This is a genomic window from Robiginitalea sp. (assembly GCF_982776155.1).
In genome coordinates, this window is the sequence record NZ_CEXZKX010000002.1 from 161,921 (window position 1) to 177,352 (window position 15,432).

Genomic DNA, 15,432 nt, shown 5'->3' on the forward strand with positions numbered 1-15,432 from the left:
TCGGTTTTGATTTTAGATTTACAGTTTAAAATTTGTTTGTCCGATATTGTCAAGGACCTTTTTTAGATTTTCCTTTGTTTTTTTTGCTATTTCTTCGACATCCTTTTTAAGGGAAGAAGACCAGGTAACCGAAGTATCCTCCATTGAAACCTCTACCACCGATTCATCCTCTATCTCTTTAATGGTCACGTTACAGGGAAACAAGATGCCCATTTGAATATCGTTGGCGATTAGGTCAGCGGCGGTATCTTGGTCACAGACCAAGAGAATAAGATGCTTGGGCATATCTTTCATTATTACGCCCAAATATTCCTTAACATCGAATTCGGCCACGATATCAAGGCCCAACCTATCAAGTTGATCCTTCACATTCTTGACCGCTTCCCCAAAAGTGAGATTATATCTTTCTGTTACACAATAGCGGGTATTCATGCTCTCGCTATAATTTTGATTGGGAATCTCCCTTTTGTCTTTGCCGTTTTCCATCCTCTCGTTTTTAAAGTTTTCCGATCACATGCTCAAGCCTGGAAGTTATCTCATCGGCCACCTCGGTCAATTTTTCATTTTCTACTGCTTGCATCGAGGCCATCGGGTTTACCGCGGCAACTTCTACCGTACATTCCTCGATTTCCTGCACGATTACGTTGCAAGGAAGCATAGTGCCTATCTTATCTTCGGCCTCCAATGCTTTATGTGCGTAGGGCGGGTTACAGGCACCCAGAATTTTATACTTTTTGAAATCGACGTCCAATTTCTTTTTCAAGGTTTCCTTGACATCGATTTCGGTCAGAATACCAAAACCTTCGTTTTTTAGTTCCTCGGTAACCTTTTCGATTACTTTGTCAAAGTCTTCGTTCAGCGTTTTATTGAAATAATAGTTCATCTTCTTAGTTTTTAGAATTAATCGTTCGTTTTTGTTCTTCGTATTCCTCTTTTGACATTTCGCCCTTTGCGAAACGGTTGTCAAGGATAGCCATTGGATTTTCCTTGCTTTTAGAGCTTCGCGGACTTCCTCCTCTGAAAAGGAATATGGCCAATATCAAAATGATCGGTATCAGTATCCACCACCACATCATCATAGCTGTATCTTTTAATTGTTACATAAATTGTTCTCATTTCCAATGGAATTCGGGTGTTTACTGCCCTTTATTCTTCATTTTCTCTTTCATTTTTTGCATCATTCCGGGATTTTTTTCCATCATCTTCTGCATCATTTCTTCCATCATGTCAGGATTTGCTTCCATCATTTTTTTCATTCTTTCCTTCATTTCCTTTTTCATCATTTCATTGTTGTGCATTTTTTCCATCATCATCTTGCGGCCCTTTTCGCTTTCCATCATTTTATCCAGCATTTTGGAATGCATCTTTTTTTTCATTTCAGGATTCTTTTCCATCATTTGCTGCATATGGGCCTGCATTTTTTCCTTCATTTCAGGATTCTTGTCCATCATCATTTTCATATTTCCCGACTCCATCTGTTCCATATGGGTCTTCATCAATATCTTTTTGGCCTCTTCGTTTTTCCGAGCCTCACTGATGAAGTTTGTAAACTGTACCGGGTTCGAGATAATTTCCTGGTAAATGGCATTTCTATTTTCTTCGACCTGCATGGTCTCGGAAGCATTGAAAGTTGATTTACATCCCGTAATTGTTCCAATAAATCCGATTACTACTAAAATCTTTACTGTCGTTTTCATGTTTTCCAATTTTTTGGATTAATAAATCTTCTATACTGTGTCCGATTTTATATCGGACTAATCTTTTCTTTTCAAAAACCATTTTTCCCCTGTAAATATGAGTACCATCAGTACTGCTGCCACGACTACCACCAGTATATCGCTCAATGCCTTTATATACAGAAAAGCTCCCAGAACGATAAAATCCAGAAAGATGGCAGTTGCGATTATGTAGGTATTTGCCTTTATTTCCTTTTTCAGATTTTTTAAGATGCCCCAATGGATTCCGATATCCATAATCAGATAGAGGATCGCCCCCAAGGAGGCGATTCGTGTGAGGTCGAACAAAACGGTCAAGGTGATGGCTAAGACAACGGTGTATACCAACATATGCCTTTGGATACCACCCGACATACCAAAATGGTTATGGGGAATAAGCTCCATATCGGTAAGCATGGCCGTCATTCTAGATACCGCAAAAACACTTGCCACGACTCCGGAAATCGTGGCTACAATTGCGATACCTACCGTAAACCAAAGACCATACTTGCCAAAGGCCGGTTTTGACGCTTCTGCCAATGAGTAATCTTTGGCTTTTATAATTTCTTCTATGGAAAGATTAGATGATACCGCAAACGCGACCAATAGGTATACCAAGGTGCAAATGCCCAAAGAAATGATAATGGCCCTGCCTACATTTTTATTTGGATTTACAATTTCGTCCCCGCTATTGGTTATCGTGGTAAACCCCTTGTACGCCAAAATCGATAAGGCCAAAGCCCCTAAATAACTTGTTATTGGATACTCGCCCAAATCGCCGGATGGTAGTACCTCGCCAAAAGAATATCCGGCGGCCCAAAGTCCACCAATGGCAAAAATGGAAATACCGCCAATCTTCAAGATGGCCATGACCAAGGATGATTTGCCAATAACATTGTTTCCTGAAATATTGATCAAAAAGGCTACGACCAATAGCAGAACACCCAAAATCGGAACCCAAATACTATCATCGCCCACATCGAACAATTGTAAAGTATACGAGCCAAATGTTCGTGCGACCAGACTTTCATTAATGACCATTGAGAAGGCCATCAATAAGGCTCCGGAAGCGGTCAATGCACTCTTACCATAAATCTTTTTCAGGTAATTGGCTATTCCACCTGCGGATGGATAGGCATTTGACATTTTTATATAGGAGTATGCACTAAACCCTGAAATAATGGCACCGACCAAAAATGCAATGGGAAACCATTGCCCGGATAACTCAGCCACTTGGCCCAAAAGGGCAAAAATTCCCGCACCGATCATTACACCCGTACCCAAGGATACAGCTCCGGTCAAGCTCAGGCTATTTTTTTTGTATTGTGCCATTAGTTAAAATCTTAATGACAGGCCACCACCCGCGCCGAAGCGGTTGTCGTAACTTCCCATTAACGAAAAATCCCTACTTAAAACAAATTCGAGGCCTACTTGCCAGGTAACCTCTTTTTCAAAATCGGTTCCTGGTTCAAAGTCATTGACCCAACCAAAATCCATTTGATATTCATATTCACCATAGAGGGCCACATTTCTAAAAATCATCGTGGCTGTAGATAATGAAATGGTAGGTCGCAATTTGTTATCGATGCGTAAATCTGAATCGATTAACAGTGGAAGCAAATAGCGTACACCCACGACACCTGTTGTGGAAATCTCATCCATACTATCTTCCATCTCATTTTCCATGTTTACTCCTCCAAACACCCTGAAGTAGCTATTGAGCCAACGTTCATATGTAAACTCAGCTTCCAAGTTTTCGTTCCAACCGTATTCGCCACGAAGGATAAACTGATTGCGAATGTTGGTGGCCGTAAGAAAAAGTTCGCTCAGGTGACTGGCCGTCGTTACCTCGCCCCACGTCCAGATGTGGTCAGCTTCAGTAGTCAAGTTGGAAAGTGGATAGCCCGTTAAGCGTTCATCACGAGGGGTATCATAACTGAACACTCTCGCCATACCACTATTCATATGGTAAAGAACGTGGCAATGGAAGAACCAGTCGCCGTACTCAACAGCGTCAAATTCGATAACTACTTTCTGCATCGGTGCGACGTTTACCGTATGTTTCAACGGACTGCGATCACCATTTTCATTCAGCACCCTAAAAAAGTGCCCGTGCAGGTGCATCGGGTGGTGCATCATCGTCATATTGTTAAGTGTAATGCGCACGACTTCGCCCTGATTGATTTTAATCTTATCGGTTTCCGAAAGCGGCACACCGTTGATTGACCAAACGTAGCGGTTCATATTCCCGGTAAGGTTGAACAGCATCTCTCGCACAGGTTTACCCTCTTCAAACTCGGTAGTGCCGGGAGCTTCTAGATAATGATAGTTGAACTCTGGATTACCACCTGTTTTCATATTATCACCGATCACTTTGTCCTGCGGCACCATATAGCCCATATTCATTCCACCGTCCATTTGCATTTTGTCTTCCTTCAACTTCATATCCTGATGAGCCATTCCGTCGCCCTTCATTTTGGTGGAATCTTTGTCCTTTTTCATCCCATCCATTTGCATTCCATCCATCTTCATGGCATATTTCATCATCTTTTTAATGGAATCGTTTTTTGAAGGATTCAACTTAGCGGCAGGGGCACCCATCTTCATATCCATTGACATGAGTTGCTGCATTTGTTTTATAAGGTCAGGTACGGGTACATCGGGTGCCTTCAAGATATCGCCTGTCCCCATATAGGCGGAAGCCTGTCCGGAACCGTCTTGTGAGGTGACACGGATTTCCAATTTACCGCTTTCGGGAACGGTTACGATAAAGTCATAGGTTTCGGCAACGCCGATAAGGGTTTTATTTTTCTTTACGGGGACTACGTCCAAACCGTCCGCAGAAATCAGCATAGGGTCCTCGCCCCCAAACGTGAGCCAGAAGTAGGTGGCAGCCGCGGCATTTACAAATCGTACACGGACCTTTTCGCCAGGTTTGAAATCGGGATAGTTCTGTTCTGCCCGTCCGTTGATAAAGAACAGGTCATAATAATTGTCAAGTATGGCCATATCGGGCATACGCTGCCACATCATTTTCAGTTTGGCACCAACGGCACCCTTGGCAATAACCTTATCCCAGCTTTGTACCTGGTTTTTCTTGATGAGATACCATTCATTGCCCCGCTTTAAATTTTTAAGCTGCGTTTTAGGATTTTCGTCCATCCAATCGGAAAGGACAAGCACTAAATCTTTATCATATTCCAAATCAGTATCTTTAGGATTGATTTGGATTGAGCCATAAACGCCCCTTTGTTCTTGTAGACCTGTATGTGAATGGTACCAGTAAGTACCTGATTGCTTTAGCGCAAATTTGTATTGTTGGGTTTCGCCCGGTTTTATGGGTGGTGTTGTGAGATAAGGAACGCCATCGTAAAAGTTTGGAAGAATTAAACCGTGCCAATGCACGGAGGTCTCCTCATCCATTTTGTTGGTCACGTTGATAATGGCGAATTCACCTTCGTTAAATTCAAGATTTGGCCCGGGAATACCACCATTTATAGTCATCGCCTTTACATCCTTCCCTGTATAGTTGACCGTTTCGTAACCAATGGTCAAATCATAGACCCGTTCTGGCCAGTTGTCAATGTTTTCTTCAGTGTCGTTCGCTACGAATTGTGCATTGATTGCCAGTGACATCAAAGAAATCAGTAGTGTCGTTATTTTAGTATTCATAGGTGTTAATTTTTAAGTTCACAGTCAATAGAAAATAACCGTTCAGTTGCTCATGCCTTACCCTATGTGATTCTATTTCTAACTTTTTAAGTAATTGATGTTCGACGATTGTATATAGTATCCTTTAATGGATTCGATTTGATTTATCTGGAACTTCAATTGCAGTTCCTGAACATCGAGTACATCATTAAAATCAATAGTTCCCGTTTCGTAACTTTTAATAAGGATTTTTTCTGCTTCGATGGCTTTATCTATATTTCTCTGTTGCACATTAAAGCGTATCCTATTTGCATCCCTTTGGTTGATCGCTTCGCTCAACAAGGTTTTCAGTTTGTTAGTTCTTTCGGCCTTCTGCGCGGTGATTTCCTGTTGCCGCAGCTCATTCTGTTTTGAAATGGATTGATACTTGTTATTGAAAATGGGTATGGACAAGGAAACCATCGGCATTACGATATCCTTTCCGTTATCGCTGAAGTCCATCGCGGGCCGTTCAGCGACAGGTATATAATCGAGTCCAAAACCAAGATCGGGCAATGCCTCTTTTTGATTCAACAGCTCGGATTTTTCTACAGATTCGTACAATTTGTCGTACTTAACAAGTTCCGGATGTAATTGAAGATCGCCTTCTGCAAAAACAGGATCTACTTCGGGTATGGTAAATTCATAATACACATCGACCTGTGTGTTTTCCTCCCTGTTGAGCAGATTGTTGAACAAGGTTTGCTCGGCCTGATATTCCTCACTTAAGACTTCTTTGCTTTGTTCCAGTTCATTCTGACGTATCTGTAATCTAAGTACATCTACAGCGGAGGCTTTACCTACTTCGACCGAGGTCAAGGCCAGTCGTTCATAGGTTTCCAATAGTTCGATATTTTCATCGAGCACCTTTTGTTTTGCACGGATTGCAAAGAGGCGATAGTAGGATTGGGAAACGGCCAAGGTCAATTTTCGCTTGGCGATGACCAGATCTTCATATTGTGCATCGGCTAGTGAACTGGCATAATTTTCCCGTGCGGTAATCGTGCCGAACCAAGGGATCATTTGCTTGGCGGAAAACCTTGCCTTTTGGGCACCTGTTCGAGTTTCCGGTTCACTGGCAAAGACTCCCACACTTATTTCCGTATTAGGAAACGTTTTGACCTCATTGATTTTTTCCGAGGCGATATTGTAGCGCAGTTCATAGGCCTGAATCTCAGGGTTGTTCAATTCGGCCTGCTCAATCAAACTTTCCAACTCCTGTGCATTAATAGCAGCAATGGACATGATTCCTAAAAAGATCTGTACGTATTTTTTCATTTCGACAATCGTTTTAATTGAAACTCCGCTTTCCAACTGTATAAAACAGGAACCACAAAAAGGGTAATCAGTGCGATAAGCATCCCGCCAAAACTTGGTATCGCCATGGGTATCATAATATCGCTACCACGGCCTGTGGAGGTCAGTACTGGCAGTAAGGCAAGAATTGTCGTTGCCGTGGTCATCAAACAGGGACGGATACGTTTTTCGCCTGCTTCCACTACCGAATCCCGAACGCCCATAAGGGTATCCGGTTTGTTTCTATCGAAAGTCTGTGTCAGATAGGTCGCCATGACTACACCGTCGTCCGTGGCAATACCAAATAAGGCGATGAACCCGACCCAAACAGCGACGCTAAGATTTATAGTGTGCATCTGGAAGAGGTCGCGTAGGTTTTCCCCAAAAAAATTAAAGTTTAAAAACCAATCTTGACCATAAAACCAAATCATCAAGAATCCTCCGGCAAAGGCGACCGCTATACCTGTGAATACCATTAACGATGTACCCACGGAGCGAAATTGGAAATAGAGGATCAGGAAAATAATAGTCAATGCCAAGGGTACCACCACAGACAAAGTTTTTTCGGCCCGTAACTGATTTTCATAGGTTCCCGTAAAGAGATAGTTGATCCCTTTGGGAACTATCAATTCACCGCTATCGATTTTTTCCTGAATCAAGGCCTGGGCGTTTTCAACCACTTCCACTTCAGCGAAACCGTCCAACTTATCGAAGAGTACATAACCCACCAAAAAAGTATCCTCACTTTTGATGACCTGTGGCCCCTGTTCATAGTTAATGGTTACCAGCTCGCTCAAAGGAACGGGATTCCCTTTTTCAACGGGCACATAAATATCCTTTAGGTCCTGCGGGTTTTCCCTAAGTTCCCTAGGATACCTCACACGAACCCCATAACGTTCCCGGCCTTCAACGGTCTGGGTTAGTACCATGCCACCAACGGCCACCTGTAATACACTTTGTACATCTTCTATGGTAATACCATAACGGGCTAATCGTTCCCTATCGATATCTATCAAGAGATAGGGTTTGCCCACAATCCTATCGGCAAATACCGCTTCGTCCTTGACCCCCTCGGCTTCTTTCAGGATGTCTTCCAATTGAATCCCAAATGCTTCGATTTGCTTTAAATCCTGACCTTTGACCTTGATGCCCATGGGTGCCCGCATTCCTGTCTGTAACATGACCAGTCTGGTTTCGATAGGTTGTAGTTTCGGGGCGGAGGTAACACCTGGGAATTTGGTTACCTTGACAATTTCTTTCCAAATATCGTCGGGCGACTTTATTTCGGGTCGCCAGTTTCGAAAATACTCGCCGTCCTCATCAGGTATCAGGTCTTTTTGCTGTACGGAAAAAGCAGATTTTATCGAAGATTCCTTATAATCCGCATCATCCGTATCGACCTCTAAATTCGGATTGGTCACAAAAGTACCGTCCCTCAGTTCGAACATGCCATCTTCATTTACTTTGTAGCGTTGCCATTTTCTATCTTCATCGAGCATGTATTCCGGTTTGTACTGAATAACATTCTCGTACATGGAAAGTGGAGCGGGATCTAGGGCCGATTCCGTTCTTCCTGATTTACCGACTACAGTCGCTATTTCCGGAATACTGGCCACGGCCATATCGAGTTGCTGAAGTACGCGTTTGTTCTCTTCTACCCCTGCATGTGGCAACGATGTGGGCATCAGAAGGAAGGAACCTTCGTTGAGCGAGGGCATAAATTCCTTTCCGGTATTTCGCATAATCATCACACCGAACACAACTATCGCGGTCGGGATTGAGAGGAAAATAAGTTTGTTGCGCAAGGCCCAACGTAAAATTCGGGTATAATAATTTCTGAAAATCGTAAAGAAACCCAGAAGCCCGAAACAGATAAGACCCACGAATATCAGGTTCCAGAAAATGCTTTTGTCCAACCCCAAGGGCCTCCAGTATTCGGCGAGGACAAAAACAATGGCAAATGCCGAAATGATGATATTGATCAAATTGGCCCGATTATCGGAAATCGTGAATCCCGATGAAATTTTTGAGGCCAATTCGGGATATTTCAAGAGGCCTACCACACCAAAGGCTATCAATATCAACCCTAACAAAGAGCCATAGACAATGGCAAGAATTCCCAAAACGATAAGCACCCCATTGACACCATAGCCCAGCGTATTCTTTACACTCTTTTTACGAAACAGAAATGCTGCAAATGGCGGTATCAAAAATAAAGCGACGATAATGGATGCAGTCAATGCAAAGGTCTTGGTAAAGGCCAGTGGGCGAAAGAGCTTTCCTTCTGCCCCGATCATGGTAAAGACAGGGATAAAGCTGATAATAGTGGTCATTACCGCCGTTAAGATAGCACCCGACACTTCCGCTGTTGCCGTATAAACAACTTTATTGATGGATTCTTTACCATCAGATTCGTCCAAATGCCGTATAATATTCTCGGAGAGGATGACCCCTACATCGACCATGGTGCCAATAGCGATAGCGATACCCGACAGCGCTACGATATTGGCATCCACGCCAAAAAGTTTCATAGCGATAAAGACCATCAGCACTGCAACCGGCAACAGTCCGGAAATCAAAATGGAAGCCCTTAGATTAAAGACCATGACAATAATGACCAAAATGGTAATCAGTATTTCCAGGGTCAGTGCCTCATCGAGGGTTCCAAGTGTTTCTTGAATCAACTCGGTTCTATCATAAAACGGGACAATGGTCAATTGCGATGTTGTCCCGTCGCTAAGTTCTTTTGAAGGAAGCCCCGCACTGAGTTCGTCTATTTGGTCTTTAACATTGTTGATGACTTCCATGGGGTTTGCACCGTAGCGGGCCACGACCACGCCACCAACGACTTCGGCACCTTCCTTATCCAATATTCCCCTTCGGGTAGCTGGGCCATGTGCTACCCTGGCAATATCCCCAATACGTATCGAGGTAAAATCGCTCGAAGTAACCACGGCGTTCTCTAAATCGGACAATGATTTGACATAACCCAGCCCGCGAATCAGATATTCGGCCTGATTGATTTCCAAGGTTTGCGCACCGATGTCCCTGTTGCTCTGTTTTACGGCTTTTACGACTTGTTGCAGACTGATACCGTACTGCTTCATCAATTCCGGGTTTACATCGACTTGATATTCCAGAACGTAACCGCCAATGGAAGCCACCTCGGAAACCCCACTCGCCGAAGAAAGGGCATATTTCACATAGAAATCCTGTATGCTGCGAAGTTCCTGCAGATCCCAACCTCCGGTAACATTGCCATCCTTATCACGGCCTTCGAGCGTATACCAAAAAATTTGGCCCAATCCCGTTGCATCGGGCCCCAGAGCCGGGTTGACACCTTCCGGTAACAATCCTGCCGGTAGTGAATTCAATTTCTCAAGGATACGGCTACGGCTCCAATAGAACTCAATATCCTCCTCAAAAATGATATAGATACTCGAAAAGCCGAACATGGAGGAACTACGGATGGTCTTTACGCCGGGAATACCCAATAAAGATGTGGTCAATGGGTAGGTTATCTGATCTTCGATATCCTGTGGGGACCGACCGTCCCACTTCGTAAATACGATTTGCTGATTTTCCCCAATATCGGGAATGGCATCAACAGCAACCGGATTTCTGGGTAGTGCGCCGGTATTCCATTCAAAAGGTGCATTTACGATTCCCCAGCCTACAAAAAGGGCGAGCAGCAAAACCGCTACCAATTTATTTTCTATGAGAAACTTTATGCTTTTATTTAGCATGATTAGGATAATTAAGTAATTGGAAATTCAAGTTGACAAAACCAACAAAAACCAACTTGACCCTAACAATAAATAATATGTTGGGCCTAAATTGTCAATTACTTAAAAATCAAATCAGAAAGGTCTGATCCAGAACTTGGATGTCCCGTATCAGTGGTGGGGGGGAATAATCTTTAAAAGGAACGATTTTCGTATCAAATCCTTCGTAAAGGTTTATGAAAGAATATAGAAATGATACTACAAAGACTTGTTGCTCATCGTTGAGATTTTCATATGAAATCTTTAAATCATCTTGGCCAGCAATGGCTAGTGTTTGATCCTCGCAGCAACCTTTATTTCCTATAAGGTGGTAATGTGAATCTTTGGATTGTTGCATCTCCATTCCACAAGACTCCGCTTTACCGAAAAAAGAGAAATCCACCAAAACATCGCCGCAATAATGCCGATCAACGGCAAAGGAGAACGTCGATAACAGCACTAAAAGTGCCATTATAGATGACGATATTTTGCAAAATCTTTTTTTCATTAGGTATGCAAATCTACAAAAACTTTAACACTTTTTTTCTGTTTAACATATTTTACGACATCTTCATCTGACATAACCAGCATAGTTTGTCCAAATTAATCCGATCTGAGTTCCATTAGCAATTGGTCCAACTCGTTAAAAGTCTGGAGGTTTGGCCATGATCAAAACCTGCCGACTCAAAATCCTTGTGTATAAACCTGCCATTGTTTTGTGACAAAGCCCCTTTCTGAAAGTCCAGGTCTACAGTAAAATAATTCCCTTGGTAACGAGAGACCCGTCTGATCACCATCTTTAGAGCAACAATTCAAACAAGTGAAAAACAAGAGCAAAAGCCGGCCCTGCACCTAAGTTCTGCAAATAACATTTTGTTCCTTAATATCGCTTTTATGATATTGAATGTTTATATGTGCCCTTTTCCTGTGCTTGAATCAGTAATTCCAAGCGATTTGCTGCGCTTTCCAAGATATTGCTAGTGAGAAACTATACCAAAGACATTGTTTAATTCGTAATTACGAATCTTTTAGTCTTAAACATGACCAATATCATATTTTTGTTTAGCCCTCCTGGTTATTTTTAAAGCGGATTCTTAACAGACTTACAATTCAATTAATTGAAAAACAAATAATTACAGTTATAGTCAAATCAAAGTTATATGAAATAGGCTAAACAAAAACAATTAGCATTAAGCATTGAAGCGAATTTGTACTAAAATATTATCCATATTTCTCACGTGTACGGTATTATTTACCACCATGTCTTTTACGGCAAATATGCATTATTGCTGTAGCAAGTTGGTGAGCTTATCTGTGACTGGTGAGGCAAAACCATGTGATGAAAAGCTTCAAAACCCAGAAAATACCCCGAAGAAATGTTCTTTAGAGCAAAAAAATTGCTGTAGTACTGATTCTTTTATCAACATTGGTAATGATGATTTAAAGAAGGCTTCATCTGAGCTTGATTCGCATGCTTTTGTCTTTTTAAAAGCATTTTTCCACTCCTATTTTAGTCTATTTCAAGAACTTGAGCTTAAAACAGTTTCCGTTATAAACCATGATCCTCCCTGGATCGAACGGGACATACTCATACTTCACGAAGTTTTCTTGATTTGATTTTTATTTAAGCGGATTAACAATCTGTGCTTCCCATTGCCAACAGCCCATTGTTTGGTTATCTACTGTCGCGTCCATTTTCTGGCGACACCCTTTTTCGACCTGTATTTTATCAGAGAATCAATCCTCCGATTGATTTATTACTCAGTTATGAACACGAACATTTTCATACATGGAATCCACTAGAGTTTATTGGGTCATGAATATGGTCTGTAGTCGGTGCCTAAAAGTCATAAAGCAAGAATTGCGTGATTTGGGAATTCCGGTATTGTCCCTTGAATTAGGGAAACTTACGGTAAAGGCCCAAGAAATATCAATTGCCGAAGTAGACCGAGAAGTGATGGATGTCCTTCATTCCAACGGCTTTGAAATAGCCAAAAGTGAAGAAGAGATGATAGTCGAGCAAATAAAGATTGCTTTGATATCATTGGTTTCCGATGTCCCCTTTGATATAAAGGAAAATATTTCGGACTATCTGACAAAATCGTTGCATAGAGCCTACAAAGTGCTGAGCAAAAAATTTTCAAAAAATGAAAATACCACTATAGAAAAATATTTCATCAAGTTGAAAATTGAAAAGGTAAAAGAGCTCATACAGTTGCGGCAGCATACCTTTTCTGATATCGCTTATATGCTCGATTACAGCAGTGTTAACCACTTATCCAGACAGTTCAAGGAAATCATGGGCATGAGCATGACCGATTACAAGAATAGCCAAGTGTGGCAACGGGGCTTTCTTGACGAAATTATATAGATATAAAAGAATATTATGAAGTTATAACTGACCCATAAAAAATAGTTTTAACTCAACAACCTAATTGATTCAAAATATGAAAATAACTAAAACATTATCAGGACCTATTACACTTACGGTGCTTCTACTTCTCTTGGCGATACCGAGCGTGAATTCACAAGAAAAATGGGAAGCGCCCGAAAGTGCGGATAAATTGACTAACCCCTTGAAAAATGATGCCTCTGCTGTTGCCAATGGCAAAAGAACTTACAAAATGCTTTGTGTGATTTGCCATGGCGCAAAAGGAAAGGGAGACGGCATGGGAGGTGCAGGCCTAACTCCGAAACCTACCGATTTGACCAATACGGATGTGCAGGCCCAGACCGACGGAGCTCTTTTCTGGAAGTTAACTGAAGGGCGTTCACCCATGGCCTCTTATAAAAGTGCATTGCCGGAAAAGAAAAGATGGGAATTGATTAACTATATCAGAACCTTAAAAAAATGAAAAAGCTACTAGTATTTATGACCATTTTGGCGTTTGGGTCTTCAGCATTTGGACAGACCTACAACACCTTTGAACCGAGTAAGACCCAATTTATGCTGCGTGGTTACGGCCACACGGGGTTCGAATATATGGATTCGGGCGACGAAACAGAATCTACTTTTCTGGGATCGGCTTTCGCTCCTATATTCCTATACAAACACTCTGACAGATTGATGTTCGAGGCTGAACTGGAGTTTGTGTTGGAAGGGAATGAATTAGAAACCGGTTTGGAATATGCAGATGTCATGTACGTGCTCAACAAGAACATGACCGTTCGGGCTGGGAAATTTCTTTTGCCCTTCGGCACATTCATCGAAAGGTTGCATCCCGCGTGGATAAATAGATTACCCAATGCCCCCTTGGGCTACGGACACGATGGCATAGCACCCTCCTCGGGTATCGGTGTAGAGCTTAGGGGGGCATTTGATTTAGGTGGCCCCAAATTAAACTATTCAGTGTACTCGACCAACGGCCCAAGAATAAAAGATGGATCTGAAGAACCGGAAGAAGCAGGTATTTTGGAATTTGCGAACTATGAGGATACCAATTTGGCCAAAGCTTTTGGTGGCCGAATCGGGTTGTTGCCTTTTTCAGATTCTTCTACTGAAATTGGTTTTTCAGCCTATTCAACCAGCGGCACAGGGGAAGAGGGTTCAGAATTCGAGGACATTGGTGCTTTTTTATATGCCCTGGATTTTTCCTTGGTGAAACAAATACCGGGATTGAGTGGCATAGTGGATGTAAAAGCACAATATAACAGTTCCAACGTGGATACGGCCACATTTATCGAGATGCATGAAGATGGTGATTTAGAAGAATATTCTTTTGACAATCAAAGTAACTCCTTTTATGCCCAACTGAGCTATAGGCCCACAATGGCCAGCAGTGACTTCGTGAAAAAATTGGAGCTTGTTGGAAGGTACTCAGACTTTAACGCACCTGAAGGCGCTGAGTGGGAAGAGAAATCAACACAATATGCCTTCGGACTCAACTATTGGTTGAGCTGGCGGTCGGTAGTGAAGCTTAGTTATCAGACCACAGAAACTGAAGGAGGCCATGATGGAGATGGAATCACCAATACAAACGGTTTGTTTTTGCATTGGGCCATAGGATTTTAATTAAATCATAAAAATTAGAGAAATGAAAACAGTGTATAAATTATCAATCGCTTTGGGGCTCATGGTTGCATTGGGACTGACGGTCGTCGCCTGTTCATCGACCAAGGACAAAAATACCGATGTGCCAGCAGATTCAGTGGTAGAAGCTTCCGAAGAATTTAGTATAGAGAAATCCGGGGCACAACTATGGGGAGAGACCTGTAACCGCTGTCACATTGCCCCGTCGCCGGCTGATTACAATGATACGGACTGGGAAACTATAAGCTTACACATGCGGGTGAGGGCAAACCTGACCGAACACGAAAGTAAAAAAATAGAAGAGTTTCTCAAGTCAGCTAATTGATAGATGGAAATGCTCCCATAGCCGCTGGGCCATTTTGGTTATGGGAGCAAAATTCCAAGCATAATAAAGGATATCACCTAAGGACATTTACATATTAATTATAAAAATTAGAACCAATGAAAACAGTATCACTAATGCTTTCTATGATTGCGTTCATAGCTCTAGGGAGCTGTAACCAAAGTGTAGATGCCAACGCACTACTTAAAAATGCCGAAACAAGAACTGAAATCATGAACACAATAGCAGGCAATCATAGTTATATGACCGAATTTATGGATGCCATGCAGAATAATGACCATGCTATGCAAATGATGCAGGGCAATACTAAAATGATGGGAAACATGATGCAGGGAGGCGGCATGCAGATGATGATGAAAGACAGTATGATGATGAAGAACATGATGCAAAATATGATGAAGGACGGAAAGATGATGGGCAACATGATGCAAATGATGCACGAAAAAGGGATGATGAGCGAAGACTGTATGGAATCTTGTATGAAAATGATGGGAGATAAGGGAATGGACATGAATGGAATGATGGGTAACATGCCATCGGGTTCTTCCAATACCGATCACTCTGAAAATCACTAAAATTTAATTTAAAAGAATA

The 15,432-nt window shown here is 42.1% G+C and carries 15 protein-coding genes; 6 read left to right on the top strand and 9 right to left on the bottom strand.

The annotated features are described in order from the left end of the window. Positions 1-18: 18 nt before the first annotated feature. From AC3DKS_RS04285 to AC3DKS_RS04325, 9 genes are all read right to left on the bottom strand, one after another. Entirely contained in the window at positions 19-486 is a 468-nt protein-coding gene (locus AC3DKS_RS04285) for a DUF302 domain-containing protein (RefSeq protein WP_015752928.1), read from the bottom strand. A 10-nt stretch (positions 487-496) separates the two neighbouring features. Further along, positions 497-883, bottom strand: coding sequence for a DUF302 domain-containing protein (locus AC3DKS_RS04290; RefSeq protein ID WP_015752929.1), 387 nt, complete (start codon positions 881-883; stop codon positions 497-499). Between the two features lie 4 nt (positions 884-887). Next, a complete protein-coding gene (locus tag AC3DKS_RS04295) occupies positions 888-1,079 on the bottom strand; it encodes an SHOCT domain-containing protein (protein WP_015752930.1) in 192 nt (63 codons plus the stop codon). 57 nt (positions 1,080-1,136) lie between these two features. Continuing rightward, positions 1,137-1,697: a hypothetical protein gene (locus AC3DKS_RS04300; protein ID WP_238528088.1), complete on the bottom strand. Its 561-nt coding sequence runs from the start codon at positions 1,695-1,697 to the stop codon at positions 1,137-1,139. A gap of 57 nt (positions 1,698-1,754) precedes the next feature. Then, a complete protein-coding gene (locus AC3DKS_RS04305; RefSeq protein WP_015752932.1) occupies positions 1,755-3,047 on the bottom strand; it encodes an APC family permease in 1,293 nt (430 codons plus the stop codon). Between the two features lie 3 nt (positions 3,048-3,050). Next, a complete protein-coding gene (locus AC3DKS_RS04310; protein WP_272606738.1) occupies positions 3,051-5,387 on the bottom strand; it encodes a multicopper oxidase domain-containing protein in 2,337 nt (778 codons plus the stop codon). Between the two features lie 78 nt (positions 5,388-5,465). After that, a complete protein-coding gene (locus AC3DKS_RS04315; protein WP_272606739.1) occupies positions 5,466-6,683 on the bottom strand; it encodes a TolC family protein in 1,218 nt (405 codons plus the stop codon). Continuing rightward, a complete protein-coding gene (locus AC3DKS_RS04320; RefSeq protein ID WP_272606740.1) occupies positions 6,680-10,447 on the bottom strand; it encodes an efflux RND transporter permease subunit in 3,768 nt (1,255 codons plus the stop codon). Before AC3DKS_RS04320 ends, AC3DKS_RS04315 begins: the two co-directional genes overlap by 4 nt. 109 nt (positions 10,448-10,556) lie before the next feature. Then, complete coding sequence (locus AC3DKS_RS04325) at positions 10,557-10,973, bottom strand: HYC_CC_PP family protein (protein WP_041326887.1); 417 nt, start codon at positions 10,971-10,973, stop codon at positions 10,557-10,559. A 689-nt stretch (positions 10,974-11,662) separates the two neighbouring features. On the opposite strand from AC3DKS_RS04325, the gene AC3DKS_RS04330 reads away from it, so the two are divergent. The 6 genes from AC3DKS_RS04330 (at position 11,663) to AC3DKS_RS04355 (ending at position 15,413) form a co-directional block, all read left to right on the top strand. After that, a complete protein-coding gene (locus AC3DKS_RS04330) occupies positions 11,663-12,082 on the top strand; it encodes an HYC_CC_PP family protein (RefSeq protein WP_430930916.1) in 420 nt (139 codons plus the stop codon). Between the two features lie 172 nt (positions 12,083-12,254). Beyond that, on the top strand, positions 12,255-12,836 hold the full coding sequence (locus AC3DKS_RS04335) for a helix-turn-helix domain-containing protein (protein WP_041326888.1): 582 nt from the start codon (positions 12,255-12,257) through the stop codon (positions 12,834-12,836). A gap of 76 nt (positions 12,837-12,912) precedes the next feature. Then, a complete protein-coding gene (locus tag AC3DKS_RS04340) occupies positions 12,913-13,320 on the top strand; it encodes a c-type cytochrome (protein WP_015752938.1) in 408 nt (135 codons plus the stop codon). Continuing rightward, positions 13,317-14,477, top strand: coding sequence for a porin family protein (locus AC3DKS_RS04345; RefSeq protein WP_272606742.1), 1,161 nt, complete (start codon positions 13,317-13,319; stop codon positions 14,475-14,477). Before AC3DKS_RS04340 ends, AC3DKS_RS04345 begins: the two co-directional genes overlap by 4 nt. Before the next feature lie 22 nt (positions 14,478-14,499). Further along, positions 14,500-14,820 carry a hypothetical protein gene (locus AC3DKS_RS04350; RefSeq protein WP_272606743.1) on the top strand — a complete coding sequence of 107 codons (321 nt, stop codon included), beginning with the start codon at positions 14,500-14,502 and terminating at the stop codon, positions 14,818-14,820. Between the two features lie 116 nt (positions 14,821-14,936). Beyond that, on the top strand, positions 14,937-15,413 hold the full coding sequence (locus AC3DKS_RS04355) for a hypothetical protein (protein WP_272606744.1): 477 nt from the start codon (positions 14,937-14,939) through the stop codon (positions 15,411-15,413). Positions 15,414-15,432: the final 19 nt, after the last annotated feature.

Excerpts from the sequence above, each read along its gene's own strand:
- AC3DKS_RS04325 (WP_041326887.1), bottom strand. The coding sequence starts at position 10,973 with ATGAAAAAAAGATTTTGCAAAATATCGTCATCTATAATGGCACTTTTA.
- AC3DKS_RS04300 (WP_238528088.1), bottom strand. The coding sequence starts at position 1,697 with ATGAAAACGACAGTAAAGATTTTAGTAGTAATCGGATTTATTGGAACA.
- AC3DKS_RS04310 (WP_272606738.1), bottom strand. The coding sequence starts at position 5,387 with ATGAATACTAAAATAACGACACTACTGATTTCTTTGATGTCACTGGCA.
- AC3DKS_RS04315 (WP_272606739.1), bottom strand. The coding sequence starts at position 6,683 with ATGAAAAAATACGTACAGATCTTTTTAGGAATCATGTCCATTGCTGCT.
- AC3DKS_RS04335 (WP_041326888.1), top strand. The coding sequence starts at position 12,255 with ATGGAATCCACTAGAGTTTATTGGGTCATGAATATGGTCTGTAGTCGG.
- AC3DKS_RS04350 (WP_272606743.1), top strand. The coding sequence starts at position 14,500 with ATGAAAACAGTGTATAAATTATCAATCGCTTTGGGGCTCATGGTTGCA.
- AC3DKS_RS04305 (WP_015752932.1), bottom strand. The coding sequence starts at position 3,047 with ATGGCACAATACAAAAAAAATAGCCTGAGCTTGACCGGAGCTGTATCC.
- AC3DKS_RS04345 (WP_272606742.1), top strand. The coding sequence starts at position 13,317 with ATGAAAAAGCTACTAGTATTTATGACCATTTTGGCGTTTGGGTCTTCA.
- AC3DKS_RS04355 (WP_272606744.1), top strand. The coding sequence starts at position 14,937 with ATGAAAACAGTATCACTAATGCTTTCTATGATTGCGTTCATAGCTCTA.
- AC3DKS_RS04340 (WP_015752938.1), top strand. The coding sequence starts at position 12,913 with ATGAAAATAACTAAAACATTATCAGGACCTATTACACTTACGGTGCTT.
- AC3DKS_RS04290 (WP_015752929.1), bottom strand. The coding sequence starts at position 883 with ATGAACTATTATTTCAATAAAACGCTGAACGAAGACTTTGACAAAGTA.
- AC3DKS_RS04295 (WP_015752930.1), bottom strand. The coding sequence starts at position 1,079 with ATGATGATGTGGTGGTGGATACTGATACCGATCATTTTGATATTGGCC.
- AC3DKS_RS04285 (WP_015752928.1), bottom strand. The coding sequence starts at position 486 with ATGGAAAACGGCAAAGACAAAAGGGAGATTCCCAATCAAAATTATAGC.
- AC3DKS_RS04320 (WP_272606740.1), bottom strand. The coding sequence starts at position 10,447 with ATGCTAAATAAAAGCATAAAGTTTCTCATAGAAAATAAATTGGTAGCG.